This is a genomic window from Mesorhizobium sp. SARCC-RB16n (genome assembly GCF_008520305.1).
GTDB lineage: Bacteria > Pseudomonadota > Alphaproteobacteria > Rhizobiales > Rhizobiaceae > Mesorhizobium.
The window spans coordinates 248763-274597 of record NZ_ML703270.1; the positions used below are offsets into that span (position 1 = coordinate 248763).

Annotated in this window: 19 protein-coding genes; 9 read left to right on the forward strand and 10 right to left on the reverse strand. The window is 63.7% G+C overall.

The genetic code is table 11. The features are described from left to right. Nucleotides 1–27 precede the first annotated feature (27 nt). Nucleotides 28–645, forward strand: a complete 618-nt coding sequence (locus C7I87_RS19490; RefSeq protein WP_149905729.1) for a L,D-transpeptidase — start codon at nucleotides 28–30, stop codon at nucleotides 643–645. Nucleotides 646–904: 259 nt separating this feature from the next. Here the strand turns inward: C7I87_RS19490 and C7I87_RS19495 are convergent, their stop codons facing one another. The 4 genes from C7I87_RS19495 to trpS form a co-directional block, all read right to left on the reverse strand. Beyond that, the gene (locus tag C7I87_RS19495) at nucleotides 905–1474 is read right to left on the reverse strand and encodes a NifU family protein (RefSeq protein ID WP_149905730.1); all 570 of its coding nucleotides are present in this window, start codon (nucleotides 1472–1474) and stop codon (nucleotides 905–907) included. Between the two features lie 142 nt (nucleotides 1475–1616). Continuing rightward, nucleotides 1617–3941, reverse strand: a complete 2325-nt coding sequence (locus C7I87_RS19500) for an amylo-alpha-1,6-glucosidase (RefSeq protein WP_188393903.1) — start codon at nucleotides 3939–3941, stop codon at nucleotides 1617–1619. A gap of 171 nt (nucleotides 3942–4112) precedes the next feature. Then, nucleotides 4113–4604 carry a universal stress protein gene (locus C7I87_RS19505; protein WP_149905732.1) on the reverse strand — a complete coding sequence of 164 codons (492 nt, stop codon included), beginning with the start codon at nucleotides 4602–4604 and terminating at the stop codon, nucleotides 4113–4115. Between the two features lie 87 nt (nucleotides 4605–4691). After that, a complete protein-coding gene (gene trpS, locus C7I87_RS19510; RefSeq protein ID WP_149905733.1) occupies nucleotides 4692–5759 on the reverse strand; it encodes a tryptophan--tRNA ligase in 1068 nt (355 codons plus the stop codon). Between the two features lie 232 nt (nucleotides 5760–5991). On the opposite strand from trpS, the gene C7I87_RS19515 reads away from it, so the two are divergent. Further along, on the forward strand, nucleotides 5992–6237 hold the full coding sequence (locus C7I87_RS19515) for a type II toxin-antitoxin system VapB family antitoxin (protein ID WP_027142906.1): 246 nt from the start codon (nucleotides 5992–5994) through the stop codon (nucleotides 6235–6237). Beyond that, nucleotides 6237–6641, forward strand: a complete 405-nt coding sequence (locus tag C7I87_RS19520) for a type II toxin-antitoxin system VapC family toxin (protein ID WP_149905734.1) — start codon at nucleotides 6237–6239, stop codon at nucleotides 6639–6641. The genes C7I87_RS19515 and C7I87_RS19520 overlap by 1 nt, the downstream gene beginning before the upstream one ends. On the opposite strand, the gene murJ is transcribed toward C7I87_RS19520, so the two are convergent. The 4 genes from murJ to C7I87_RS19540 all read right to left on the reverse strand — a co-directional run bounded on the left by murJ (nucleotide 6616) and on the right by C7I87_RS19540 (nucleotide 13020). Continuing rightward, nucleotides 6616–8214, reverse strand: coding sequence for a murein biosynthesis integral membrane protein MurJ (gene murJ / locus C7I87_RS19525; protein ID WP_149905735.1), 1599 nt, complete (start codon nucleotides 8212–8214; stop codon nucleotides 6616–6618). The two genes, C7I87_RS19520 and murJ, sit on opposite strands and share 26 nt — an antisense overlap. 46 nt (nucleotides 8215–8260) lie before the next feature. Next, nucleotides 8261–11062 (reverse strand): [protein-PII] uridylyltransferase, encoded by a 2802-nt coding sequence (locus C7I87_RS19530; protein WP_149905736.1) that lies wholly within the window; start codon nucleotides 11060–11062, stop codon nucleotides 8261–8263. An 89-nt stretch (nucleotides 11063–11151) separates the two neighbouring features. Beyond that, the gene (locus C7I87_RS19535) at nucleotides 11152–11955 is read right to left on the reverse strand and encodes a glycosyltransferase family 25 protein (protein WP_149905737.1); all 804 of its coding nucleotides are present in this window, start codon (nucleotides 11953–11955) and stop codon (nucleotides 11152–11154) included. A 261-nt stretch (nucleotides 11956–12216) separates the two neighbouring features. Then, entirely contained in the window at nucleotides 12217–13020 is an 804-nt protein-coding gene (locus C7I87_RS19540; protein ID WP_149905738.1) for a glycosyltransferase family 25 protein, read from the reverse strand. Between the two features lie 199 nt (nucleotides 13021–13219). Here C7I87_RS19540 and C7I87_RS19545 point away from each other — a divergent pair, with 199 nt between their 5' ends. The 3 genes from C7I87_RS19545 to C7I87_RS19555 all read left to right on the forward strand — a co-directional run bounded on the left by C7I87_RS19545 (nucleotide 13220) and on the right by C7I87_RS19555 (nucleotide 17102). Continuing rightward, nucleotides 13220–15727: a heavy metal translocating P-type ATPase gene (locus C7I87_RS19545; RefSeq protein WP_149905739.1), complete on the forward strand. Its 2508-nt coding sequence runs from the start codon at nucleotides 13220–13222 to the stop codon at nucleotides 15725–15727. A gap of 43 nt (nucleotides 15728–15770) precedes the next feature. After that, complete coding sequence (locus C7I87_RS19550) at nucleotides 15771–16163, forward strand: CopM family metallochaperone (RefSeq protein ID WP_149905740.1); 393 nt, start codon at nucleotides 15771–15773, stop codon at nucleotides 16161–16163. A 93-nt stretch (nucleotides 16164–16256) separates the two neighbouring features. Continuing rightward, nucleotides 16257–17102: an aldo/keto reductase gene (locus C7I87_RS19555; protein ID WP_149905741.1), complete on the forward strand. Its 846-nt coding sequence runs from the start codon at nucleotides 16257–16259 to the stop codon at nucleotides 17100–17102. 21 nt (nucleotides 17103–17123) lie between these two features. Here the strand turns inward: C7I87_RS19555 and mutS are convergent, their stop codons facing one another. Continuing rightward, complete coding sequence (gene mutS, locus C7I87_RS19560) at nucleotides 17124–19895, reverse strand: DNA mismatch repair protein MutS (RefSeq protein WP_149905742.1); 2772 nt, start codon at nucleotides 19893–19895, stop codon at nucleotides 17124–17126. A gap of 155 nt (nucleotides 19896–20050) precedes the next feature. Here mutS and C7I87_RS19565 point away from each other — a divergent pair, with 155 nt between their 5' ends. Further along, on the forward strand, nucleotides 20051–21244 hold the full coding sequence (locus tag C7I87_RS19565) for a glycosyltransferase (RefSeq protein WP_149905743.1): 1194 nt from the start codon (nucleotides 20051–20053) through the stop codon (nucleotides 21242–21244). A gap of 132 nt (nucleotides 21245–21376) precedes the next feature. After that, complete coding sequence (locus tag C7I87_RS19570) at nucleotides 21377–23656, forward strand: NADP-dependent malic enzyme (protein ID WP_149905744.1); 2280 nt, start codon at nucleotides 21377–21379, stop codon at nucleotides 23654–23656. A gap of 24 nt (nucleotides 23657–23680) precedes the next feature. Here C7I87_RS19570 and C7I87_RS19575 read toward each other — a convergent pair whose 3' ends face one another. Continuing rightward, the gene (locus tag C7I87_RS19575) at nucleotides 23681–24583 is read right to left on the reverse strand and encodes a LysR substrate-binding domain-containing protein (protein WP_149905745.1); all 903 of its coding nucleotides are present in this window, start codon (nucleotides 24581–24583) and stop codon (nucleotides 23681–23683) included. Nucleotides 24584–24702: 119 nt separating this feature from the next. Here C7I87_RS19575 and C7I87_RS19580 point away from each other — a divergent pair, with 119 nt between their 5' ends. Continuing rightward, entirely contained in the window at nucleotides 24703–25809 is a 1107-nt protein-coding gene (locus C7I87_RS19580; protein ID WP_188393904.1) for a polyamine ABC transporter substrate-binding protein, read from the forward strand. Nucleotides 25810–25835: the final 26 nt, after the last annotated feature.

Here is a 25835-nt window from a genome sequence, read left to right on the forward strand (position 1 = left end):
GGTTTAGGCGGGGCACCGGATCACCACATGCGCATGAAGTCGCTCGCAATAGTCGCCGCACTGGCGCTGTCCACCGCTATTGCCGGCTGCAGCACCATCGGCGGGCAGATATTCTCCAACGACTATGGCGCGGTGACCGATGCCGGTTACCAACTGCCGCGTATCCCGATCGAGAAAGTGCCTTCGAAGTACCATCGCCAGGAAGTCAATTACGACACCAAGGAAAAGCCGGGCACCATTATCGTCGATACGCAGAACAAGTTCCTCTACTTCGTCGAGGGCGGCGGCCGGGCCATCCGCTACGGTATCGGTGTCGGCCGCGAGGGCTTCGAATGGCACGGCACCGCCCATATCGCCATCAAGCGCGAATGGCCGACCTGGACGCCGCCGTCGCAGATGATCAAGCGCCAGCCCGAACTCGCCAAGTTCGCTGGCGGCATGGATCCGGGCCTGAAGAACCCGCTCGGCGCGCGCGCCATGTACCTGTTCAACAAGGGCGGTGACATGGGCTACCGCCTGCATGGCAGCCCGGAATGGAACTCGATCGGCAAGGCGATGTCGTCGGGCTGCATCCGGCTGATGAACCAGGATGTCATCGACCTCTACGATCGTGCCGAGGTCGGCGCCAAGGTCATCGTTCTTTAGGCCATGATGCCGAAAGCCAGTCCGCTTTTTCGGCAGATCGTGGTTAAATTGGAAGTCGCCTTTCATACGCGGACCGTCTAGGCAACAACGGACGTCCCAAACAGAAAACCGGGCAATTCGGCCCGGTTTTTTGTTGTCTGTCGGTAGGGAACTGCCGGCTAGAGCAATTCCAGGAAAAGTGCGTAGCGGTTTTCCGTCCGGAATTGCGTGAAAGCAAAGAGTTAGAGCGGCTCAGCGATTCATCAAATACTGAACCGCTCTAGGAAACCTGCTCGACCTGCTGCACTTCCGGCACGAAATGGCGAAGCAGGTTCTGGATGCCGTGCTTCAGCGTCGCCGTCGATGACGGGCAACCGGCGCAGGCACCTTTCATGTGCAGGAACACGGTGCCGTTCTCGAAGCCGCGGAAGGTGATGTCGCCGCCGTCCTGGGCAACCGCCGGGCGCACGCGCGTGTCGAGCAGCTCCTTGATGGTGATGACGAGCTCCTCGTCGGCCTTGTCGTAGAATTCGCCGGTCTGGCTGGTCTCGGCAGCGGGGCCGGCCTTGGCCATGACGGGTGCGCCGGACATGAAATGCTCCATGATGGCGCCGAGGATCGCCGGCTTCAGGTGCTGCCAGTCCGGGCCGTCCTTGGACACGGTGATGAAATCGTAGCCGAAGAACACGCCGGTGACGCCAGGGATTTCGAACAGCCGCCCAGCCAGCGGCGAGGCCGTCGCCGCACTGTCGGCATCGCGGAAATCGGCGGTGCCTTCTACCAGCACTTCCTTGCCGGGCAGGAATTTCAGCGTCGCCGGGTTGGGCGTCGACTCGGTCTGGATGAACATGGCCGTCTCCATGCCCGTTTTGGGCAACTAGTTTGGAATAATTCTAAATAGGCTTTGTCGGCTGGACATTCAAGCGAAACGCATCGCCGGAACGGCTGGCTGGCGGAATGTTTTTGCCGCGCCCTTCGAAACCCGACAAGCACTATCCTTCAACCTCGACGCTCAGTTGTCCACTTGTCCGCAGGATGGTTACCTCGGCCCGGTCGGCGGTCCGCCTGAATTCGAGGTCGGCGCTGCCGTCACCGATGCGCAACCCGTGAAGCGCTATGTGCTTTGCAAAGTCGGGCAGGCGAGGCCGCACGATCCGCAGTTTCCCGGCGAAGGCGTCGGGTTCCAGCCCGAGGCACGTGGTCACCAGGAACGGTATCGCTCCGGCTGCCCAGGCCTGCGGGTGGCAAGCCACGGGATAATGTACCGGCGCCTGGAAATCCTCGCGTCGAAAGCCCGCCATCGCCTCGGGCAGCCTTTGGTGGCGAAAGTGCGCGGCAGCCTCGGCAATCGCGGTAAAGATCCGCAGCGCCGCTTCATCTTCGCCATGGTTTCGACAGCCGGCCGCCAGCAGCGCATTGTCATGCGGCCAAACGGTTCCGAGATGATATCCGACCGGATTGTAGCCCCGTTCCGCCGTCGACAGGGTGCGCACGCCCCAGCCGCTGAACATGTCGTCCTGCATCAGGCGCGCCACGGACCGGTGACCCTTGTCCTCGTCCGCGATACCGGTCCACAGCGCGTGCCCGGGATTTGAGGAGACGACTTCGGCCCGGCGGCCTCCGGCCTCCAAGGCGAGAACGAAGATGCCTTGCTCCTCGCACCAGAAGTCACGGTTGAATCGTTTCCGAAGCGTCTCGGCTTCATGGCGAAGCTGGCTTGCCCGATCGGGCTCTCCGGCGCGCTCGTAGAGATCGGCGATCGCTCGCTTCGCGGCAAAGACGTAGCCCTGCACCTCGACCAGCGCTATCGGCGGCTTCGCAAGGCTGCCGTCGGCCCTGACGATGGCGTCGCCTGAATCCTTCCATCCCTGGTTGACCAGGCCTTTCTCGGACCGGCTGCGATATTTGAGGTAACCGTCGCCATGGTTGTCCCCGGCCTTCGCGATCCAGCCCAGCGCGCGTTCCACCGGCTCCCGCAATTGGCGGAACAGACCGAGGTCGCCGGTCCACGCCGCATGGCGGCCCAGAAGCAGCAGGAAGAGCGGGGTTGCGTCCACCGTGCCGTAGAAGCGGGCGTGCGGAACGTCGCCGGCCCGGGCAAGCTCGCCGACCCTGAGTTCATGGAGGATCTTGCCGGGCTGCTCCTCGCGCCACGGATCGTCCCGCCGCCCCTGATAGCTGGCCAGCAGCCGAAGTGTCTGGGCGGCGAACTCCGGCTGGAAAGCCAGCATCTCCAGGGCCACGATCAGGCTGTCGCGGCCGAACAGGGCGACGAACCACGGCACGCCGGCGGCAAAATACTCCTTGTCGCCCAGGCGCGACCTCAGCACCGCGAGATCGCGCAGCGAGCGGTCCATGATGTCGTTGAGCAGCACACTGTCGCTGGTGAGCTTCGTATGCTGCTCCAGCCATTGTTGTGAACTGTTCTGGAGGTTTCTTGCGAGGCTGTGGAGCGTAACCGCCGGCTGCTGGTCCAAGTGCCCGGCCTCGGCCTCCTCGGCGTTTTCGGTGAGCTCGATGGTAACCGCGATGGTCCGCGTGTCGCCTGCGGGGACACGGATGCGGAACTCCGCGGCGGTTTTGTGCCTGGTGTCGGGCGCGGGCGAGAAGGTGACCGTCACTGTCCTGCGCAGCCGGTCGGCGCCGTGGTACACGAACTGCAGCTTGCCGCCGCGCCAGGCGGGTTGCTCGGATCTGCCGAGGTTGTCCTGCACCAACCCCCGCACGCTGAAGACGTCCTCGAAGCCCGCCCGGAAGTGCAAGGTCAACGGAAAGCTGCATGCCTGGTGCCCGAAGTTCTGAATGGTCATGACCTCCCGCACGCAGGTCTGCCCCGCATCGAGAATACGCTCCCAGCGGATGCCGAGTTCGTCCTTGGGGATCGATTGCCCCTGCTCGAGCTGCAGCTCGGGATTGGTCAATTCAAAAAGCGCCTGATAGCCCTTTTGTGCGGTCGAGGCCAACACGACGGGAGCCAGACCGGCAAGCGCCATCTCATAGCCGCCGAGGAAGCGGCAGTCATGAAAATACAGCCCGAACCCGTGCTCGCCTTTCACAGGCATCTGCGCGTCCGAACCGACGACGTAGTAAAGATCGAGGTTCTTAATCGTAACCGCACCGGCGATGCTGTCCACCATGGCCGGAGGCCCCTTGGTCAGCACGCGAAGCTTGCGCTCCTGCTGCGCCTGCGGAGTCTGCCGCAGCTTATCCTGGGCTCGTGCCGACTGCTCGCGGTGTCGTGGAACAGGCCGGGCCTTCCCGCTGCTTTGCGGGTTGGGCTGCCCGCTCTTGCCTGGTTCCCGGTTCAATCTGGCCATCGGCTTTCCTTTGGAATCATGGCTTCCATGCCGATTCCAAATGGCGCAACGGAATAACACGCCAAGGGCGCGCTTTGTCGCGCACCGATTGACTGATGACGCCGATAGGGTCGGATCCATCCACCCCGATTGCAGGGGAGGGGTCCTTCGCGGAACCCGAAAGTTCACACCCTAGGCCAGGCTGTCGATTTCCTCGTCGGAGAGGTTCTGCGGCACCACGGTAACCGGAATGGGGAAGGCCGCACCCTTGCCGGCCACGGCGCCGACCAGCGGGCCGGGACCTTCCTTGCCGGCGCCGGCCGCCAGCACCAGGATGGCGATGTCCTGGTCTTCCTCGATCAGCTTGTGGATCTCTTCGGTCGGCTTGCCTTCGCGCACCACCATCTCCGGTTCGATGCCGAGCTTCTGGCGGACCTTGTTGGCGTAGCCGTCGAGCGCCGCTCGCGCCGTAGCGTTCGCCTCCTCGCGCATGATCTTCTCGACGCCCAGCCAGTGCTGGAAATCGTCCGGTACGATGACATAGAGCAGCACCAGCGTGCCGCTGGTGCTCTGCGCCCGCTTCGAGGCGTAGGCGACGGCGCGTTCGCATTCCGGCGTGTCATCGATGATCGTCAGGAGTTTCCTGCGATGACCGGCTTCGCGGCTGAGACGTTTGGAGACCATGTCTATCTACTCGGTATCTTTCGGCGGCAATCTGCCACCGCGGCAGGCCGGCGGCAAGCCGCCGGCCTCAGGCATTCACGATCAGGCTCAGCCCTGCAGCAGCCCGATAATATCGCGCACCGTCTTCATTGTCGTCTCGGCGAGCACGCCGGCGCGTTCGCCGCCATCTCGCAGCACGGCGTCGACATAGGCGCGGTCGCCCTGGATGCGGCGCATCTCGCTGGCGATCGGCGCCAACCTCTCCACCGCGAGGTCGGCCAGCGCCGGCTTGAACACCGAAAACTGCTGGCCGCCGAATTCCTTCAGCACGTCGGCCTTCGACATCTCGGCGAGCCCTGCATAGATGCCGACCAGATTTTCCGCCTCGGGCCGGCTCTCCAGCCCGTCGACTTCGCTCGGCAAGGCCTCGGGGTCTGTCTTGGCCTTGCGGATCTTCTTCGAGATGGTGTCCGCATCGTCGGTCAGGTTGATGCGTGACAGGTCCGACGGGTCCGACTTCGACATTTTCTTCGATCCGTCGCGCAGGCTCATGATGCGCGCCGCCGGCCCGCCGATGACCGGTTCGGTGATCGGGAAGAAGCCGTTCACCGTCTCCTCACCGACCTGCATCTCGACGCCGACGCCAAGACCGGCGATGCGGTCCGAAAAGTCGTTGTTGAATTTCTGGGCGATGTCGCGTGTCAGTTCCAGGTGCTGCTTCTGGTCCTCCCCCACCGGCACATGGGTGGCGCGATAAAGCAGGATGTCGGCGGCCATCAGTGACGGATAGGCGAGCAGGCCCAGCGAGGCATTCTCGCGGTCCTTGCCGGCCTTGTCCTTGAACTGCGTCATCTTGTTCATCCAGCCGATGCGCGCGACGCAGTTGAAGATCCAGGCAAGCTCGGCATGCTGCATCACGCGCGACTGGTTGAAGACGATGTGCTTCTTCGGGTCGATGCCGGATGCCAGGAACGCCGCGGTGATCGACCGCGTCTGGTCGGCAAGGTCGTCATGGACAAGCTGGGCGGTCAGCGAATGCAGGTCGACGACGCAGTAGATGCAATCGGACGTCTCCTGCAGGGCGACGAATTTCTTGATGGCACCGAGATAGTTGCCGAGATGCAGATTGCCGGTCGGCTGGACGCCGGAGAAGACGAGTGGCTTAAAGGCGGACATGGGTTTCCTCATGGCTTGTGGAGGGCCGTATAAGCGTGATTCCGAAAAGTTGCAGACTTTTCGGAGCCAATCACGCGGCTGGGAGCCGCGCGCGGCGAAAGTCTTGCGACGGCGCGCTTATGGACGAGAGTAGGGAGGGGATCAAGAGGCGCGGGATCGCCCAAAGCCGAGTTGATTTATCTCTGTAGTTTGCTACATACTATTAACTACACGAATGAATGTAGGTGCTGCGATGACCATCAACATCAACAACAAGGAGGCGGACAGCTTGACGCGCGCCTTCGCCAAGGTCGAGGGAGTCGGCATCACCGAGGCGATTGTCATCGCCATGCGCGAAGCCCTGGAGCGTCGGCGCAACCGAGAGACACCGCTTGAGACTGCTGCACGACTCCGTGCCGAATTCGGGATCGAGCTGAGCGAGCAGGCACGCAATCCGCTGCCGCGCTCGGTCTACGACGAATTGTCCGGCGAAGACTGATGTTCGTCGACGCAGCCGCTATCGTCGCGATACTGAGCAATGAAGCAGAAGCCGAGCGTTGTGCGCGGGCGGTAATGCATGCCTCTTCTCCGTTCACCTCGGCGATCGCCGTGTGGGAGGCCGGGATGGCGCTATCCCGGTTAGAAAAGCTCGCAGTTCCGGTTGACGTAAGCCTGGAGATCGTCACCCGCTTTCTCGACGAGCGGGCAATAGCCGTGCGGGAGCTTCCACCCGCCTCAGACGCAACATCCCTCTCCGTGGAGGCCGCGTCGCGGTTTCGCAACCACGCTATCCGCTTGAATATGGCCGACTGTTTCCACTACGCTTGCGCGCGTTACTATGCCGTTCCGATACTGTCCACGGCAGACGAATTCCGCCTTACGGATCTGGAGACTGTTCCCTAGTAGCTGGCGATCCCCTGCGCCCGACATTGCGCCGGATCATGCCGAAATCGGCGCCGCCGGTGGCGAACGCGGTGATGAAATAGAGCGTCGCCCCGCCAGCCACCAGCGCCAGCACAGTCGTTGCCTTGATCACCAGCGGCGAGCCCGGCCCAATCCTGGCGGCGAAGTAGTGCTCGGCGAAATAGAGTGCCGCGCCCATCACGGCCGCCGACAGCACCAGCCGCGGAATGCGCTTCAAGAGCGGCACGTCGCGGCCCCAATGGCCGCGCCGGATCAGCACGGCAAGCAGCATCAGCGCGTTGGCCCAGCCGGCGACAGCCGAAGCCACGGCGATGCCGGGCGCGCCCATCCTCGGGAACAGGGTCAGCGCGGTGGCGACATTCACCGCCACCGAGATTGCGGCGAAGATCATCGGCGTGCGTGTGTCCTCGCGGGCGAAATAGCCTGGGGTGAAGGCCTTGATCAGCACGAAGGCCGGCAGGCCGAGACCGAAGATCGCCAGGATTGCCGCCACCGTCGGGGTCGAATGATTGGCAGCGAACGCGCCGCGCTCGTAGACCAGCCGTACGATCGGTTCCGCCATCACCCACAGTGCCGCCGCCGCCGGCAAGGTCATGAACAGGGTGAATTCGACGGAGCGGTTCTGCAGATTGGCCGCCTCGATCAGATTGCCTGACTTCAGCGCCCGTGACAGTTCTGGCAACAGCACGATCGCCACCGCGACGCCGACGACACCGAGCGGCAACTGGTAGACGCGGTCGGCATAGGCCAGAGACGACACGGCACTATCCTGCGCCGAGGCGATGGCCGTTCCGATCAGCTGGTTGATCTGGGTGATGCCGCCGGTGATCGCCGCCGGCAGCGCCAGGATCAGCAGCCGCTTCACGTTCGGCGTCATCCTCGGCCGGCGGAAGCCGATCGAGATGCCGGCATTGCGCACCGCCACCCAGACGATGGCGAGCTGTACGATGCCGGCTGCCAGCACGCCCCACGACAGGGCGAAGCCGACAGCATGTGCATCCAGTCCATGGTACCAGGCGTAGCCGAGCACGCTGATCAGGATGATGTTGAGGAAAGCCGGCGCGATTGCGGCGGCGAAATAGCGCCGCAGCGAATTCAGCATGCCCGCCATCATGGCGGCGAGCGACATGCAGATCAGATAGGGGAACATGATCGTCGCAAGCGTGACGGTCGTCTCGAACTTGCCCGGCGTGTCGGCAAAGCCCGGTGCCACCAGATAGCGCACGATGAGCGGCATCGCCAGTTCCATGGCGATGGTCAGCGCCAGCAGCGCGGTGAACAGGACCCCGAACACTTCTTCCGAGAAGCGCTTGGCGCCGTCGGTGCCATGCGTCTCGATCTCCTTGGCGAACAGTGGCACGAAGGCGGCATTGAAAGCGCCCTCGGCGAACAGCCGGCGAAACGTGTTGGGAAACTGGAAGGCGGCGTTGAAGGCATCCGCGACCGGTCCGGTGCCGAGTGCGGCCGCCATCAGCATCTCGCGGCCGAAACCGAGCGCACGGCTCATCAGCGTGCCGGAAGCGACGGTAGCGAATTTCTTGACGAGACTCATGCGTTCGCAGACTGCCTGTGGGATTGGGAGAAGGGGATGATGGCCGTCACTCGGCGGCTGCCTTGGCCCTGCCGCCGCGTTCGGGCACGATGCCTTCGAGCGTCGCGATCAGCCGGTTGCGGATGGTGGCGATGCGGGCCGGGCTGTCGATCTTCTGGCCGGTGAGGTCGGTGACATAGAAGGTGTCGATGACCTTCTCGCCGAAGGTGGTGATGTGCGCCGAAGCAATGTCGAGCGACAGGTCGGACAGCGTCCCGGTGATTTCCGACAGCAGGCCCGGGCGGTCCAGCCCCTCGACCTCGATCACCGAAAACCGGTTCGACAGCGCGTTGCGGATTTCGGCGCGCGGCGGGATCTTGAACACCTTGGATCCGCGCCTTGGCTTGGTCCGCTTCTCGATCATCTCCGGCAGCCAGCTCTTGCCTGACAGCACGTCCTCGATCAGCCTGCCGACACGCTCGGCGCGCCGGCGCTCGTCCTCGTCGCGGTCGAACTCCCGAGAGATCAGGATCGTGTCCAGCGCGCGGCCGTCCGACGTGGTGAAGATCTGTGCGTCGACAATGTTGCCGCCGGCGCCGGCGCATGCCCCGGCAATGACCGAGAGAAGACGGGGATGGTCCTGCGCCAGCACGGTGATTTCGGTCACCGCCTCGAACTGGTGGGTCTTGACCATGGTGGCGAGCTTGTTGCCCGCCGCGTCCGCCTCGCGGATGAATTCGGCGTGGCGAAGCTGGTCCGGCAGGTCAACGGTCAGCAGGTAGTTTTCATAATGCAGCCCGACATAGCGCTTGCGCGTCTTGTCGGGCCAATCGGCGAGCGCCTCCGTCAGACGTTCGCGCGCCGCCGCCGTGCGTTGGGCGCGCGAGACTTCCGAAAAGCCGCCGGTCAGCAGCAGTTCGGTCTCGTAGTAAAGCGTACGCAGCAACTGGCCCTTCCAGCCATTCCAGACGCCCGGTCCGACGCCCCTGATGTCGCAGACGGTCAGGATCAACAGCATCTTCAGCCGCTCGACCGACTGCACGATCGAGGCGAAGTCCTCGATCGTCTTGCGATCGTTGAGGTCGCGGGTCTGCGCCGTCATCGACATGACGAGGTGGTTCTCGACCAGCCAGGCGACCGTTTCCGTATCGGCCGGCGAAAGCCCCATATGCGGGCAGATACGCCTTGCGATCCTGGCGCCGGCCTCGGAATGGTCTTCAGGCCTGCCTTTGGCGATGTCGTGCAGCAGCACGGCGACATAGAGCGCCTCGCGGCTCTTTTTCAGCCCGGGCATCAGCGAATGCGACAACGGATGGATCTTCTCGCCGTCGCCGCGCTCGATCTCGGCCAGCACGCCGATGCAGCGGATCAGATGCTCGTCGATCGTGTAGTGGTGGTACATCGAGAACTGCATCATGGCGACGATCTTGCCGAAATCCGGGATCAGCCGGCCCAGCAGTCCCGCCTCGTTCATGCGCCGCAGGTTGAGTTCGGCGTTGCGGTCCGAGGTCAATATGTCGAGGAACAGCCGATTGGCTTCCTGGTCGCGCCTGAGCGATTTGTTGACCAGGCCGAGCGAACGGGTGAGCAGTTTCAGCGCATCGGGATGGAATTCCAGCCCGTGCTTGTCGGCGAACCAGAACAGCCTGAGAAGATTGACCGGGTCGCGCTCGAAGACGCCGTCGTCGGCGATGTTGATGCGATGGTTGTCGACGATGAAGTCGGACGTGCCGGCAAGCTTGCGCTTGCGGCGCTGGAAGGTGAGGAAGATGCGGTTGAAGCCGGGAACGTGCTTGGCCTGCTCCTCCTCCAGCGCGGCGCAGAAGATGCGGGTCAGATCGCCGACATCCTTGGCGACGAGGAAATAATGCTTCATGAAGCGCTCGACCGCCGACAGGCCGGGGTGCGTCGTATAGCCGAGCCGTTCGGCGATCTCGCGCTGGATGTCGAAATGCAGCCGCTCCTCGGCCTTGCCGGTGAGGAAATGCATATGGCAGCGCACCGCCCACAGGAAATCCTCGGCCTTCTGGAACTCACGATACTCGGCCTCGGTGAAGACACCTTTTTCGACCAGTTCCTCGCCGGTGCGCACGCGGTAAAAATACTTGCCGATCCAGAACAGCGTCTGCAGGTCGCGCAAGCCGCCCTTGCCGTCCTTGACGTTGGGCTCGACCAGATAGCGGCTTTCACCGGCCTTGGCATGGCGTTCGTCGCGTTCGGCAAGCTTGGCCTGCACATATTCCGGTCCGGTCGTGCGCACCACCTCATGGTCGAAGCGCAGCATCAGCTCGTCATAGAGTTTGTGTTCGCCCCACAGGAAACGGGCTTCCAGGATCGAGGTGCGGATGGTGATGTCGGTGCGCGACAGCCTGAGGCACTCATCGATGTTGCGGGTGGCGTGGCCGACCTTCAGCCCCATGTCCCACAGCATGTAGAGCATATACTCGACGATTTGTTCGCCCCACGGCGTCTGCTTGTAGGGCAGCAGGAACAGCAGGTCGATGTCGGATCCCGGCGCCAGCGTGCCGCGGCCATAGCCGCCGACGGCAACGACCGCCATGCGTTCGGCCGAGGACCGGTTCTTCACCCGGTAGACATGCGTCGCGGCAAAATCGTAGAGGGCGCGGATCAGCTCGTCCATCAGGTGCGACAGCCGTTCGGCGCAGGCGTTGCCGCCGCCATCCTCTTTCAGCATGGCCTCGGCTGTCTTGCGGCCCTCGGCGAGGCGCCCCTTGAGAAGCTGAAGAACGGCCGCGCGGATGGCCTGGCTGGAACCGTCGCCGGCGCTGGCCGCGGTCAGCGCCGTCATCTCGCGACGCAAAGCGTCGCCGTCGATCAGTTCATCGAGCTTCAGGGAGATTTTCGCCATAGATGCGGGTTGGCCTTGCCTTTTGGGCGGCGTCTATAGCGTGTTTTCGCGGCGCTGGGTATGGGCCTGCTGTCGATCCGGCAAACGCTCTAGTCGTTTGCCTCGACTGGAGCGAGCGGGACGACAATCTGTCGCCGCAGCCTGCAGAGATCGGTGATCTGCCGCGCTGCCCGCCTGGCCTCCCTGCGGAGACGCGCGAGAGCCGGTATCCTGTGTGGGTCGGCGAGCCCGCTTGCGGCCAACTCGGCCTGCCGTCCCTGCTCGAGCAGGCTCGGCAACCTGTTGCCCACGAACTGTTCCTGCGCACAGAGCGCCGGAACAAGCTGGTAGATCGTCCTGCCGGTCGACATCCCGAATGCAGGGTCGAAGATGAGATTGTCCACCGCCACATTGACGTCCGCGGTTGCCTCGAGAAGGGTGCGTGCCGTTTGCCGGGACACCAGGTAACCGCCAGTTCCTATGTGATTCTTGCGCAGCCTGAACAGCGAAAACCCGCCGCCGACGGTAACCCTCTCCCTCTGGATTACGGTCGTGTGGAAGAATGTCTCGAGCTTGACGACATCGGCATTGGCCGGAATCCAGTTTGTATCCGCAAGCAGCGCACCGGCCTTCGCGGAAAACACCATGTCGTCCTCGAAGACGGCGCCATAGGGCGCGTCGTCTTGCGCGATGATGGCCCAGCAGGCGCGATGGCTGTGCAAGCACGCGATCTCGCAGCCGGACAGGCGCCGCACCGCATACAGTGCATGCTGGCGCTGCAGCACGAGGTCTGGACGGTCCCTTGCATCGATTGCGGCAACCCGCTCGAATCCGAGGCCGATGCGCGCAAATTCCGCCGTCGTATGGGCAAGTCGGTCGGGAGATCGATCGAGGTTGATGACCAGGCGTTTCATTTTTCAACGAACTTGTTTTTCTTGTGGTGGCGGCGCTCTATAGCACATGTGGAGCTGGCGTCTTCTGTTTTTTTGGGAAGGACTTTGCTTTGTAGCCAAATGAAAGGGATAATACGACTGTTTAGCTCATCAACTAGCCGGAATCACTGTCGATGTTTGAGGCAGGGTGGTTTTCAATTTCTGCCCCCGCTCGTCGCAAGGGAAGGTCGAAACAACACTGAGGTCTATACTTATCTTGGCGAACCGGCCTGCCAGGCAAGCCTAGTCGGTTGCCCCGGTCGAATCGAAGGGGACGACGATGTGTCGCCGATATCTGCAGAAATCGACGATCCACCGCGCGGTTCGTCCGCTTTCTTTCATGATTCTTTCGGCGACCGGCTTTCTGCGTTTTGCGACAAGACCATTCGCGGTTCCCTCGGCGTCCCGCTCTTGGCCGAGCAGGCTTGGCAATCGGTCGCCGACGAACTGATCCTGCACGCACAGCGCAGGGACGAGCTGGTAGATCGTCTTGCTGGACGAGGTCGCAAACGCCGGGGTGAAAATTAGATCGTCGGCGGTAATATTGATCTTTTCAGTCGCCTCGAGGAGATCGCGCGCGGCCTGTCTGGAGATGATGTAGCCTCCGGTCCCCGGATGGTTCTTGTAGAGCCTGAACGCGGAAAAACCATGACCAGCGGCGGTCCTTCGCCGATGGATGAGGGTCCTCTTGAAGTACGTCTCCAACTTGACAATGTCGGCATCGGTCGGAATCCAGCTGTCGTCGGCAAGCAACGGAGCGGCATTCGCGGAAAAAATCACGTCGTCCTCGAAGATGGCGCCGTAGCGGGCATCGTCCTGCGCCAGGATCGCCCAGCAGAGGCGGTGGCTGTGCAGGCAGGCGATCTCGCTGCCCAGCAAACGCCGGGGGGCATACATCGGATGTTGCGGTTGCTGCCCGAGTTCGGGGTGGCTGCGCGCATCGACCGCAGCAACCCGTTGGAACGCGGCGCCGATACGGGCGAACTCTGCACTTATGTGTGCAAGTCGGTCCGGGGACCGATCGAGATTTATGACTAGGCACTTCATTGTCGACCGGGATCTAGTGAGATGAACGTGACGAGATGATAATATAAGCAAGAAAAGCTTTAGCACGAGCTCGGCCTTTGTGCAGGGGGTTCGATCGATTTCACGGCACAGAAATCGGAAAATCAAAACGGGCCTTGACCTTCCAGTTACTGGAAGCACTACCTCGGGTTCGAAGCAGTGACATCAAGGCATTTTCGGAATGACGCATTCAGATCACGATCATCACACGCATGGCCCGCATGGCGGCTGTTGCGCGCCGAAGGGTGCTGCCGCGAATGCGGTTCTGCGCGACCCGGTCTGCGGCATGACCGTGGACCCGGCCGCCAGCAAGCCGACATCCGAGCATGGCGGCCGCCTCTATCATTTCTGCAGCGAGCGTTGCCGTTCGAAGTTCCAGGCCGAGCCTGAGAACTACCTCACGGCCACCGACCCTGTGTGCGGCATGAGCGTCGACCGCGCCGACGCCAGGCATTTTGTCCGCCATGAAGGCCAAGGCTTCTATTTCTGCTCCGCCGGCTGCAAGGCGAAATTCGAGGCGGCGCCGCAAACCTATCTCGGCGACAGGCCGGCGCCGGCGCCGATGCCCAAGGGCACGCAATACACCTGCCCGATGCATCCCGAGATCATCCGCGACAAGCCCGGCTCCTGCCCGATCTGCGGCATGGCGCTCGAGCCTATGGGCGTACCATCAGGCGATGAAGGCCCAAATCCCGAACTGGTCGATTTCACCAGGCGGCTCTGGGTGAGCGCGGTGCTGTCGGTCCCGCTGCTGATCGTCGCCATGGCGCCGATGGTTGGCCTGTCGCTGGAGGGCCTGGTCGAGGATCGCGCAAAAATCTGGATCGAACTGGTCCTGGCAAGCCCCGTGGTGCTCTGGGCCGCCTTCCCGTTTTTCCATCGCGGCTGGGACTCGATCCTCAACCGCAGCCCCAACATGTGGACGCTGATCTCGCTCGGCGTCGGCGCCGCCTATCTCTACAGCGTCGTCGCCACGCTCTTCCCCGACATCTTTCCGCATCAGTTTCGCGGCCATGGCGGTGCGGTGCCGGTCTATTTCGAGGCCGCCGCCGTCGTCGTCGCGCTGGTCTTCCTCGGCCAGGTGTTGGAACTGCGCGCCCGCGAAAAGACCGGATCGGCGATCCGCGCTTTGCTTGATCTCGCGCCGAAGACCGCGCGGCGGATCGCCGAGGACGGCTCCGAGACCGATGTAGCGCTGGACGGGGTCAAGGCCGGCGATCGCCTGCGCATCCGTCCTGGCGATGCCGTCCCGGTCGACGGCACGGTGTTGGAAGGCCGCTCCTCCATCGACGAATCGATGATCACTGGCGAACCCTTGCCGGTCGAGAAGGCCGAAGGCGATGCCTTGACCGGCGGCACGCTCAACAAGAACGGCTCGCTGATCATGCGCGCCGAGCGGATCGGCGCCGAGACCACGCTGTCGCGCATCGTCGAACTCGTCGCCAAGGCACAACGCTCGCGCGCCCCGATTCAGGGCTTGGCCGACCGTGTTTCCTTCTACTTTGTCCCGGCCGTCGTCCTGGTCGCCATCGCCGCGTTCACCGCCTGGGCGATCTTCGGCCCCGAGCCCAGCCTGATCTTCGCCATCGTCTCGGCGGTTTCGGTGCTGATCATCGCCTGTCCCTGTGCGCTGGGTCTCGCCACGCCGATGTCGATCATGACCGCCACCGGGCGCGGCGCGCATGCCGGCGTGCTGATCAAGGAAGCCGCCGCGCTCGAACGCTTCGCCTCCGTCGACACCTTGATCGTCGACAAGACCGGCACGCTAACCGAGGGCCGGCCGAAACTGACAGATGTCGTCGCGGCAACGGGCTTTTCCGAGAACGAATTGCTGGGCTACGCCGCGACCCTGGAAAAAGGGTCGGAGCACCCGCTGGCCGAGGCCATCGTCGACGGAGCGGGCCAGCGCGGCGTGAAGATCGCCGAGGCCAGCGGTTTCGAGGCGGTTACCGGCAAGGGCGTTTCCGGCACGGTATCGGGCAAGAAGGTCGCGCTCGGCAATGCCGCGATGATGGCCGATCTCGCCATCGACGTTTCCGCGGTCCTGGCCAGCGTGGAAGCCTTGCAGGGCGATGGCAAGACGGCGATGTTCGTCGCCGTCGACGGCAGGCTGGCCGGCATCGTCGCCGTCGCCGATCCGGTCAAGGCGACCACGGCCGAGGCGATCAAGGCGCTGCATGACAGCGGGCTGAGGATCATCATGGCGACAGGCGACAATGAGCGCACCGCCAGGGCGATTGCTGGAAGTCTCGGCATCGACGAGGTTCGGGCAGGTCTATTGCCGGAACAGAAGGCCTCGCTCGTCGACGAACTGCGCGGCAAGGGTGCCGGCGTCGCCATGGCCGGCGACGGCGTCAACGATGCGCCGGCGCTGGCTGCGGCCGATGTCGGCATCGCCATGGGAACGGGCGCGGATGTCGCGGTCGAAAGCGCCGGCATCACCTTGGTCAAGGGCGACCTCAACGGCATCGTCCGCGCCCGCACCTTGGCCCAGGCGACCATCGGCAACATCCGGCAGAACCTGTTCTTCGCCTTTCTTTACAATGTGCTTGGCGTGCCAGTCGCGGCCGGCGTGCTCTATCCGCTCACCGGCACGCTTCTGTCGCCGATGCTGGCGGCGGCGGCGATGAGCCTGTCCTCGGTCTCGGTGATCGCAAACGCATTGCGGCTCAGAACGTTGAAACTCTGAGATTAACCCCCAGATACGAAACCCAACCAACAGGAGACCATGAATGACCTTGGCTAAAAAACTCGTGCTGCTGCTGATGGCGGCCGGAATGCTGCTCGCAGTCTTCCTCGAAAGCGTGCCGGCGCGGAGCGAGGAGATGAAGCACGACATGGGTGCCATGGCCATGGGGGCGGAAAGCCCTTCGACGGCGGGCTACGAGGCGGCGATGGACAAGATGCATACCGACATGATGGCCTCGCAATATACCGGCAACGCCGATGTCGATTTTGTCCGCGGCATGATTCCGCATCATCAGGGCGCGATCGACATGGCCAAGGTCGAGCTTGCCAACGGCAAGGATCCGGAAATCCGCAAACTCGCCGAAGGCGTCATCGCCGCGCAGGAAGCCGAAATCAAGCAGATGCAGGACTGGCTCGTCGCCCATCCGGTGAAATAGGCCTTCCGGGCATAGCAAGGCGGGCTGCGGCGAGAACGCCCTGGATTTCTCGCCCCGCCTGTGATGCGATCCGGCCTGAACTGGAGCCATGCCATGCCATCGAGCGTCAAAACCACCACGCTGCCCTCTGGCGAAGCCATCCCCACTCTCGGCCAGGGCACGTGGAAGATGGGCGAGGATTCGCGCCGTCGCTCCGAGGAGGTGAATGCCCTCAAGCTCGGTCTCGATCTCGGCATCAGGCTGATCGATACCGCCGAAATGTATGCCGGCGGAGGCGCCGAGGAGGTTGTGGCGCAGGCCATTGCCGGGCGCCGCGACGGTGTCTTCCTGGTCTCCAAGGTCCTGCCTTCCAACGCTTCACGCGCCGGCGTGCAGCGCGCCTGCGAGAACAGCCTGAAGCGCCTCGCCACCGACCGCATCGACCTCTATCTTCTGCATTGGCCGGGCAGCGTGCCCCTGTCGGAAACGGTCGAAGCCTTCGAGGCGCTGAAAAAAGCCGGCAAGATCCGGCATTGGGGCGTCAGCAATTTCGACACCGACGAGATGCAGGAATTGGCGCACCTGCGCGACGGCGGCAATGTCCAGACCAACCAGGTGCTCTACAATCTGGTTCGCCGCGGCCTGGAATTCGATCTCACGCCCTGGATGAGGAAACGCGGCATCCCACTGATGGCCTATTCGCCGGTGGAGCAAGGCTCGCTGGCGCGCAATGCCAGGCTTGACGCCGTCGCCGCCCGCCACGGTGCGACACCGGCGCAAATCGCCTTGGCCTGGGTGATGCGACAGGATGGCGTCATCGCCATTCCCAAGGCCAGCAGCCAGGAGCACGTCCGCCAGAATGTCGCCGCGTTGGACATAGAGCTTACCCCGCAGGACATCGCCGATCTCGACCATGCGTTCCCGCCACCGACACGCAAGCGCGGACTGGAGATGATCTAGAACGGTGGGTGACACCGCCCGCTACTTCCCCGCCAGCTCCTTAAGCCGATAAAGCGCCTCCAGCGCTTCCTTCGGCGTCATCTCGTCGGGGTTGATGTCACAGAGCGCGGCGCCCAGCGCGTCGCTCTTCACCGGCTTTGGTGCTTCCCGCTTCAGCGCCACCGAAAACAGCGGCAGGTCGTCGACGAGCCGGTTGGTCTTGCCGGAGACCTCGCCTTCCTCCAACTGATGCAACACCGCCTTGGCCCGGTCGACCACCGCTTCCGGCAGACCGGCGAGCCGCGCCACCTGCACGCCGTAGGACCGGTCGGCCGCACCCTTGCCGACCTCGTGCAGGAAAACGACGTCGCCTTCCCATTCCTTGACCCGCATGGTGACGTTGGAAAGCCGCGCCAGCTTGCCGGCGAGCGAGGTCATTTCGTGGAAATGGGTGGCGAAGATTGCCCGGCAGCGGTTCTTCTCATGCAGATATTCCACCGCCGCCCAGGCGATCGACAGCCCGTCGAACGTTGCGGTGCCGCGGCCGATCTCGTCGAGGATCACCAGCGCGCGTTCGCCGGCCTGGTTGAGGATTGCCGCCGTCTCGACCATCTCGACCATGAAGGTCGAACGACCGCGCGCCAGGTCGTCCGAAGCGCCGACACGCGAGAACAGGCGATCGACGACGCCGATATGGGCGCTCTGCGCCGGCACGAAGGAGCCGGTCTGGGCCAGGATCGCGATCAGCGCGTTCTGCCGCAGAAACGTCGACTTGCCACCCATGTTGGGGCCGGTCAGCAGCCAGATCGCGCCGTTCTTGGCACTGCCTTCCGGCGAGAGGTCGCAATCATTGGCGACGAACGGGCCTTCGCCCGAACGGCGCAGGGCCTGTTCGACCACTGGATGCCGGCCACCGGAAATCTCGAAGGCAAGGCTGGAATCCACCACCGGCCGGCACCAGGCCTCGCTTTCCGACAGAAGCGCGAGTGCCGCCGACACGTCGAGCACGGCAAGCGCATCGGCGCCGGCACGGATCGCCTCGGCCTCGCCGACCGCTTCCGCCGTCAGCGCATCGAAGGCGGCCAGTTCGATGCTCAGTGCCCGGTCGGCGGCATTGGCGATCTTGGTCTCGAGTTCGGCGAGTTCCGTCGTGGTGAAGCGCATGGCATTGGCCATGGTCTGGCGGTGGATGAAGCGTGCCTTGGCGCCATCACTGCCGGTCATGACGGCGTGATGGTTGGCCGTCACCTCGATGTAATAGCCGAGCACATTGTTGTGCCGGATCTTCAGCGAACGAATGCCGGTCTCCTCGATCAGCGAGCGCTCCAGCCCGGCGATCACTTTTCGCGACTCGTCGCGCAGCGCCCGCATCTCGTCGAGTTCGGCATGGTAGCCGCCGCGAACGAAACCGCCGTCGCGTTTGAGCAGCGGCAGTTCCTCGCCGAGCGCCTGGGTGAGATGCTGTGCAAGTGCCTTGGGCAGCGCCTGAATTGCGGCCATTGCGCCGGCCAATTCCTGGGGCAGGGCGGTCGCGGCAAAGGTTTCGGCGATCGCACCTGCCGCTTCGAAGCCGGCGCGCAGCGCGCCGAGATCGCGTGGGCCGCCGCGGTTGAGCGCTAGCCGGGATAGGGCGCGGGGCATGTCGGCGACGCTCTTCAGGCTCGCCCGCACCGCCTGGCAGAGCCGCACCTCGGAACGGAAGAACGACACCGAGTCCAGGCGTGCGCCAATTGCCGCCGGATCGGTCAGCGGCGCCATCAGCCGGTCGGCGAGCAGCCTCGCGCCGCCGCCGGTCACGGTGCGATCGATCGCCTTGAACAGCGAACCCTCGCGGTTGCCGGACAGCGTGCGCAACAGTTCGAGATTGCCGCGCGTCGCCGGATCGATGAACAGGGTCGAGCCCTGCTCCTCGCGCTCGGGCCGCGACAATGGCGGCCGCTCGGCCTTCTGCGTCTTCTCGACATAGGCGATGGCGCCCGAGATCGCCGACAGTTCGGCGCGCGAGAACGTACCGAAACTGTCCGGCGTCGCCACCTCGAAAAAGCGCGCGATCCGTCCCGTGGCCGAGGCCGAATCGAACAGGCTCGGCGGCTGTGGGCTGGCTACGCGTCCGAGCACGTCGAAAACCGGCTTCAGCTCGGGATCGTGGAACACCGGCTCGGCGACGATCAGCTCACGTGGATCGACACGGAAGATGTCGGCGAGCAGCCGGTCGGCGGTGGTTTCCGCGACGCGGAAGGCGCCGGTCGAGATGTCGATCCAGGCAATTGCAAAGGCTCCTTGGTTCCCTGTCGCGCTGCCGCGCTCCCCGCCTCTTGGATCGCTACCGCCCTTCACCCTGCCCAGCGCCATCAGGAAACTCGATTCCGACGGCGCCAGCAATTTGTCCTCGGTGATGGTGCCGGGCGTCACCAGCCGCACCACGTCGCGGCGCACCACCGATTTGGAGCCGCGCTTCTTGGCTTCGGCCGGGTCCTCGATCTGCTCGCAGACGGCGACGCGGAATCCCTGGCCGATCAGCTTCTGCAGATAGTCGTCGGCCGCATGCACCGGCACGCCGCACATCGGGATGTCGTGGCCTTGGTGCTTGCCGCGTTTGGTGAGCACGATGCCGAGCGCCCGGCTCGCCTTCTCGGCATCGTCGAAGAACAGCTCGTAGAAATCGCCCATGCGGTAGAACAGCAGCGAATCCGGGTTCGCCGCCTTGATCTCGATGAATTGCTCCATCATCGGCGTCACGGCGGCAGCGCCGGGCTGTGGCGGCGTCGTCACCTCGGGAGCGGCGTCGGGCTCGTTCGGGCTGTGCATGTTCATGGCGCGGCACGCTAGCAGATGTGATGGCGGGGTTTAATGCCGGGGGCTTAGAAAGCAGGGGAAGACTGCGCTGCAGTCATCGTTGCTGACGGCTCCGCAGGCATTGCAACGCGATGACAGCAGACCTAATCATCCCTGAGCACGAGGCGAGATCGATGGACAGGTTTGGCCGGGAAACGTTCGAGGAGATGATCGGTCCGGTCCGTTCGCCCTTCGAGCGGCTGCGACTGGACATCGCGCTGCGCGCGGGCCGCCTTCTTGGCAAGGCCCGGCTTTCGGCCGCCAAGCGGATACCCTTCCTTCTTCCGGTTCATGGCCCTTTGCGCGGTCTCGACGGTGGCATGGTCGTTTCGGTCTACGCGATCAGTCACGATCCGCTGATACTCTACACGCCTGTCGGTGGCGCCCGCCCGCTCTCCACCGTTGCCGCCATCGGCAGGCGGCTGGCAAAACGGCGTGCGACCTTGCTGTTGTCGCCGAACTGGACATTGGAGCGGCCGGCCGTCGTCGCCAGGATGGGCGGGGACCTAGCTTGGTACCGCGAGCGATTTCCGCTTCACGAGCTGATTTTCCTCTGCAACACCGAGGAGGAGCGCCGCCTCGTCGTCGCGGCCGGCGGCAGCGCGATCGTCTCCAATCATAATCTCATGGTCTCGGAAGAGATGTTCCGTCCGCTCCCGGACGTGCCGGTCATATTCGATGCCGTCTACAATGGCCGCATCTCGCCCACCAAGCGCCATTATCTCGCGTTGGACATTGAAAGGCTGGTCCATATCACATTCTCGATCGGCGAGATGCCACCGGCCGGCGCCCGCGCCTTTGTCCGCCGCCTGCGGGCGCGGTCAGCGCTGCACCACATCGCCAACCCGATCATCGGCGGCATGACCGCCAAGCTGACCGCGCCTGAAGTCAATCGTGTCTACAACCAGGCCGCCGTCGGACTTTGCCTGTCGGCCGAGGAGGGGGCGATGTATTCCTCCATGGAGTACCTGCTCGCCGGCCTGCCGATCGTCAGCACGCCAAGCCTTGGCGGCCGGGACGTCTTTTTCGACCCGGATTATTGCATGGTCGTCGAGCCGGAGCCGCCCGCCATCAGGCGCGCAGTCGAGCGGTTGCGCGACCGCGCCATCCCGCGTGACGAAATACGTGGCCGAACGCTGGAAAAAGTGCGGGCCGGGCGACTGGAACTGGCGGCGTATCTATCGGCATTGAAGCGGCGTCTGGGCAGCAGCGACCCGCCATTCTCCCAATGGCCATTTCAGGGTGCAGGGACCCTGATGCGCTGGGCAACGGTGCGCCAGCACGCGCGCGAGATCGCGGCATCCAGGACGCCACAAGAACGGCCCTGACCGGCCGTGTCCGCTTTGAAGCAGCTTTGCAGAGCTTCGTGGTTTACACGCGGCGGCCCGTGGTCTTAATTCGCAGACACAGAGGCGCCCGCTTCAAGGAGGTGCCGCACCGGCGAGGAAATCAAAAGCATCATGGCCAGGAAAACCGAGAACAACGGTCCGTCCGTCAGCGCGCAGGAAGCGCTCGAATTCCATGCCATGGGCCGGCCCGGCAAGCTGGAGATCGTCGCCACCAAGCCGATGACGACGCAGCGCGATCTGAGCCTCGCTTATTCGCCGGGTGTCGCCGTGCCGGTGCGCGCCATCGCCGAGGACCCATCCAGAGCCTTCGACTACACGACGCGCGGCAACATGGTCGCCGTCATCTCCAACGGCACCGCCATCCTTGGCCTCGGCAACCTCGGCGCGCTGGCCTCCAAACCGGTGATGGAAGGCAAGGCGGTGCTGTTCAAGCGCTTCGCCGATGTCGATTCCATCGACCTTGAGGTCGATACCGAGGATGCCGACGAGTTCATCAACTGCGTGCGCTTCCTCGGTCCCTCCTTCGGCGGCATCAACCTGGAAGACATCAAGGCGCCGGAGTGCTTCATCATCGAGCAGCGCCTGCGCGAACTGATGGACATCCCGGTCTTCCACGACGACCAGCACGGCACGGCAATCATCTCGGCCGCCGGCCTGATCAACGCGCTGGAGGTAACCGGCCGCGACATGAAGACCACGAAGCTGGTCTGCAATGGTGCGGGCGCCGCCGGCATCGCCTGCATCGAACTGATGAAGGCGATGGGTTTTTCGCCCGAAAACATTACCTTGTGCGACACCAAGGGCGTGGTCTTCCAAGGCCGCACCGAAGGTATGAACCAGTGGAAGTCGGCGCATGCGGTCAAGACCGAGGCGCGTTCTCTGGCCGAAGCGCTCGACGGCGCCGATGTCTTCCTCGGCCTTTCCGCCAAGGGGGCGCTGACCACCGCCATGGTAAAGTCGATGGCCAAGAACCCGATCATCTTCGCCATGGCCAATCCCGATCCCGAAATCACCCCGGAGGAAGTGGCCGAGATCCGCACCGACGCCATCATGGCCACCGGGCGCTCGGATTACGCCAATCAGGTCAACAACGTGCTCGGCTTCCCCTACATCTTCCGCGGCGCGCTGGACGTCCGGGCCACCACCATCAACGACGACATGAAGATCGCCGCCGCCCGCGCGCTCGCCGAACTGGCGCGCCAGGACGTGCCCGACGACGTCGCCGCCGCCTATCAGGGCAACCGGCCGAAATTCGGCCCCAACTACATCATCCCGGTGCCGTTCGACCCGCGCCTGATCTCGGCCATCCCGATTGCCGTGGCCAAGGCGGCAATGGATTCGGGCGTCGCCCGCAAGCCTATCCTCGATCTCGACCGTTACGCGCAGGAGCTTTCCGCGCGTCGCGATCCAATCGCCTCGACCCTGCAGCGCATCTACGACCGCGTGCGCCGCCAGCCCAAGCGGATCGTCTTCGCCGAGGGCGAGGAGGAGCAGGTGATGCGCGCCGCCGTCTCCTATGTGAACCAGCGGCTCGGCACGGCCATCCTGCTTGGCCGCGACGACGTCATCAAGGAGAACGCCAAGCACGCCGGCATCGACTTGAACAAGCAAGGCATCGAGATCATCAATGCGCGCCTGTCGCGCCGCAATTCGATCTACACCGACTACCTCTACGAACGCATGCAGCGCAAAGGCTTCCTGTTCCGCGACTGCCAGCGGCTGATCAACAACGACCGCAACCATTTCGCCGCCTGCATGGTGGCGCTGGGCGACGCCGACGGCATCGTCACCGGCGTCACCCGCAACTATTCCACCGCGCTCGACGACATCAGGCGCGTCATCGACGCCAAGCCCGGCCACCGCGTCATCGGCGCCTCGATCGTGCTGGCGCGCGGCCGCACGGTCATCGTCGCCGACACCGCCGTCCACGACATGCCCAACGCCGAACAGATCGCCGACATCGCCGAGGAGGCGGCCGGCTTTGCCCGCCGCATGGGCTATGAGCCGAGGCTCGCCATGCTCGCTTATTCCACCTTCGGCCATCCGCAGGGCGAGCGTTCCGAGCGCATCCAGGAAGCCGTGCGCATTCTCGACAAGCGCCGCGTCGATTTCGAATATGACGGCGAGATGGCCGCCGACGTCGCGCTCAACGCCCGCGCCATGGCACAATACCCGTTCATCCGTTTGACCGGCCCGGCCAACGTGCTGATCATGCCGGCGTTCCACTCGGCCTCGATCTCGACCAAGATGCTGCAGGAACTCGGCGGCTCGACCGTCATCGGCCCGCTGCTGGTCGGCCTGAACAAGCCGGTGCAGATCGTCTCGCTGAACGCCAAGGACAGCGACATCGTGAACATGGCGGCGATCGCTGCGTATACTGCGGGGACTTGAGGAGCGTCCCGCGTAGCGGACGCCTCACGGCAGCCGCATCACCTGCTTGTGCTTGGCAATCTCCGACAGCAGCCAATCTCGGAACAGCCTGACGCTGGTTGAATTGCCCGGTTTCTGCTGCAGGCAGTAGCTCTGTGGAATCGTGTGCCGGATCGTGAATGGCGCGACCAACTGGCCGCTGGCCAGCAGGTCCTCGACCATGATGTTGTCGGCCAGTGCCACGCCGCCCCCATTGACGGCCTCACGGATGGCAAGCGTCGGGTCGTGGAAGATCGGACCGGGCTTCGCGTCCAATCCGGCGAGCCCCTCCTTCTCGAACCATTCCTCCCACCACACCGTGGTGTTTTCGTGCAGCAGCCGGCAGCTTGCGAGATCGGCCGGTTTTCTCGGCGCATTCTTTTTGTCGAGCAGGGCGGGCGAACAGACCGGAAAGATGACGAGGGAGACAAGCGGAATGACCGAGGGATCGCCGGTATCCACGGTAAACAGCACCCGTAGGTCGGCGCTCGGGTTTCCGCCCCGGTTCTCGTCGTCATGGATCGAGATGTCGAGTTCGCAGTCGGGATGCCGGTCGCGAAAGCGCGGCAAGCGATCGGCGAGCCAGAGATTCATGAAGGTGGCGTTGATCGACAGCGAAGCCCGCTTGGCCTTGCGGCTTACCGCCTGTTCGCCGGTTTCCTCGGTCGCATTCTCGATCTCACGAAAAGCCGCCGACAGCCGACGGGCGTAGTGTGTCGCCTTCGGCGTCAGTGCCACTTGCCGGAAGCCGCGTTCGAACAGGTCGATGCCCAGCGCCTGTTCCAGCAGCCGGATGTGGCGGCTTACCGCCGAAGGGGTGAGCCGCAGTTCGTCCGCCGCTTCCTTGAAGCTGCGCAGCCGTGCCGCCGCTTCGAAAGCCCTGATGGCATTCAGTGAGGGGAGCTTCATGGGTCGATGAGACAGCATCAGGTGAATTTTTGTCAACTGACTCGGGCCGAAAAGCCGTTTGTCTGAAGATGTCGCGTCCGTCAGTTTGTGGCCATAGCCCTCTGCTGGAAAGCCGCCCCATGCGCCGCCTCGCCCTGCTTGCCGCTTCGATGCTTTGCGTCTCCGCCTCCTCCTCGCTTTGCGGCGCAGCCGCCGCCGAGGACAAGACCGTCAACATCTTCTTCTGGTACGACTACGTTCCGGCCGACACGATCGCGGAATTCGAAAAACAGACCGGCATCAAGGTGGTCTACGACACCTTCGATTCCGTCGACATGCTGACGACCAAGGCGCTGACCGGAGGCTCAGGCTACGACATCATCATGCCGGGCGCGGCGCTGGTCGGACAATATGCCAAGGCCGGCGCCATTCAGAAACTCGACAAGGCCAAAATTCCGAATGCAGATGGCCTGAACCCTGACATCATGGCGTTCCTCGCCCGGCAGGATCCAGGCAATGTCTACGCGATCCCCTACGCCTATGGCACCACGGGCATCATGTATAACCCGGCCAAGATCGCTGAACGGATGAAGGATGCGCCGGTTGACAGCCTCGACATGATCTTCAAGCCGGAGATCGCGGCCAAATTCCAGGATTGCGGCATCGCCATGGTCGATTCGCCGGAAGGCGTGATGTCGGTGGCGCTGAACTATCTCGGCTTCGATCCATTCTCCACCAACGAGGCCGAACTGCGCAAAGCCGGCGCATTGCTGGCCGCTATCAAGCCTTATATCAGGCATTTCAAATCGGGTTCGATCATGAGCGAACTTGCAGCGGGCGACCTTTGCCTGGCGCTCGGCTGGAGCGGAGATGCAATCGGCGCCAACGCCAGGGCGGCGGATTCCAAGAGCGGCGTAGAAGTGCGCTATTCCGTACCTAGGGAAGGCACCGAGATATTCTTCGACGTGATGACCGTCCCGGTCGATGCGCCGCATCCCGAAAATGCGCATGCCCTGATGAATTTCCTGATGGCACCGCAAGTCAGCGCCCGCTTCACCAACGCGACGCTCTACCCCAATGCCGTGCAGGCAGCGACGCCTTTGGTGGATGAAACCGTGCGCGACAATCCAAACATCTATTTCTCGAAAGACATCCTGAAGCGGCTGTTCGCTGCCCAGCCGCGCGACCCGAAATCGCTGCGTGTGGTCACCCGCCTCTGGACGAGTTTCGTCACCGGCACGGACTGAGCTTTACCTGTCAAATCCCCTTATCC

Bases quoted from the DNA above. Each gene is read 5' to 3' on its own strand.
- C7I87_RS19505 (WP_149905732.1), bottom strand. From the start codon at position 4,604: ATGGTCTCCAAACGTCTCAGCCGCGAAGCCGGTCATCGCAGGAAACTC.
- C7I87_RS19530 (WP_149905736.1), bottom strand. From the start codon at position 11,062: ATGGCGAAAATCTCCCTGAAGCTCGATGAACTGATCGACGGCGACGCT.
- C7I87_RS19565 (WP_149905743.1), top strand. From the start codon at position 20,051: ATGGACAGGTTTGGCCGGGAAACGTTCGAGGAGATGATCGGTCCGGTC.
- C7I87_RS19575 (WP_149905745.1), bottom strand. From the start codon at position 24,583: ATGAAGCTCCCCTCACTGAATGCCATCAGGGCTTTCGAAGCGGCGGCA.
- C7I87_RS19550 (WP_149905740.1), top strand. From the start codon at position 15,771: ATGACCTTGGCTAAAAAACTCGTGCTGCTGCTGATGGCGGCCGGAATG.
- C7I87_RS19535 (WP_149905737.1), bottom strand. From the start codon at position 11,955: ATGAAACGCCTGGTCATCAACCTCGATCGATCTCCCGACCGACTTGCC.
- mutS (WP_149905742.1), bottom strand. From the start codon at position 19,895: ATGAACATGCACAGCCCGAACGAGCCCGACGCCGCTCCCGAGGTGACG.
- C7I87_RS19570 (WP_149905744.1), top strand. From the start codon at position 21,377: ATGGCCAGGAAAACCGAGAACAACGGTCCGTCCGTCAGCGCGCAGGAA.
- C7I87_RS19545 (WP_149905739.1), top strand. From the start codon at position 13,220: ATGACGCATTCAGATCACGATCATCACACGCATGGCCCGCATGGCGGC.
- murJ (WP_149905735.1), bottom strand. From the start codon at position 8,214: ATGAGTCTCGTCAAGAAATTCGCTACCGTCGCTTCCGGCACGCTGATG.
- C7I87_RS19580 (WP_188393904.1), top strand. From the start codon at position 24,703: ATGCGCCGCCTCGCCCTGCTTGCCGCTTCGATGCTTTGCGTCTCCGCC.
- C7I87_RS19495 (WP_149905730.1), bottom strand. From the start codon at position 1,474: ATGTTCATCCAGACCGAGTCGACGCCCAACCCGGCGACGCTGAAATTC.
- C7I87_RS19540 (WP_149905738.1), bottom strand. From the start codon at position 13,020: ATGAAGTGCCTAGTCATAAATCTCGATCGGTCCCCGGACCGACTTGCA.
- C7I87_RS19555 (WP_149905741.1), top strand. From the start codon at position 16,257: ATGCCATCGAGCGTCAAAACCACCACGCTGCCCTCTGGCGAAGCCATC.
- C7I87_RS19515 (WP_027142906.1), top strand. From the start codon at position 5,992: ATGACCATCAACATCAACAACAAGGAGGCGGACAGCTTGACGCGCGCC.
- trpS (WP_149905733.1), bottom strand. From the start codon at position 5,759: ATGTCCGCCTTTAAGCCACTCGTCTTCTCCGGCGTCCAGCCGACCGGC.
- C7I87_RS19490 (WP_149905729.1), top strand. From the start codon at position 28: ATGCGCATGAAGTCGCTCGCAATAGTCGCCGCACTGGCGCTGTCCACC.
- C7I87_RS19520 (WP_149905734.1), top strand. From the start codon at position 6,237: ATGTTCGTCGACGCAGCCGCTATCGTCGCGATACTGAGCAATGAAGCA.
- C7I87_RS19500 (WP_188393903.1), bottom strand. From the start codon at position 3,941: ATGGCCAGATTGAACCGGGAACCAGGCAAGAGCGGGCAGCCCAACCCG.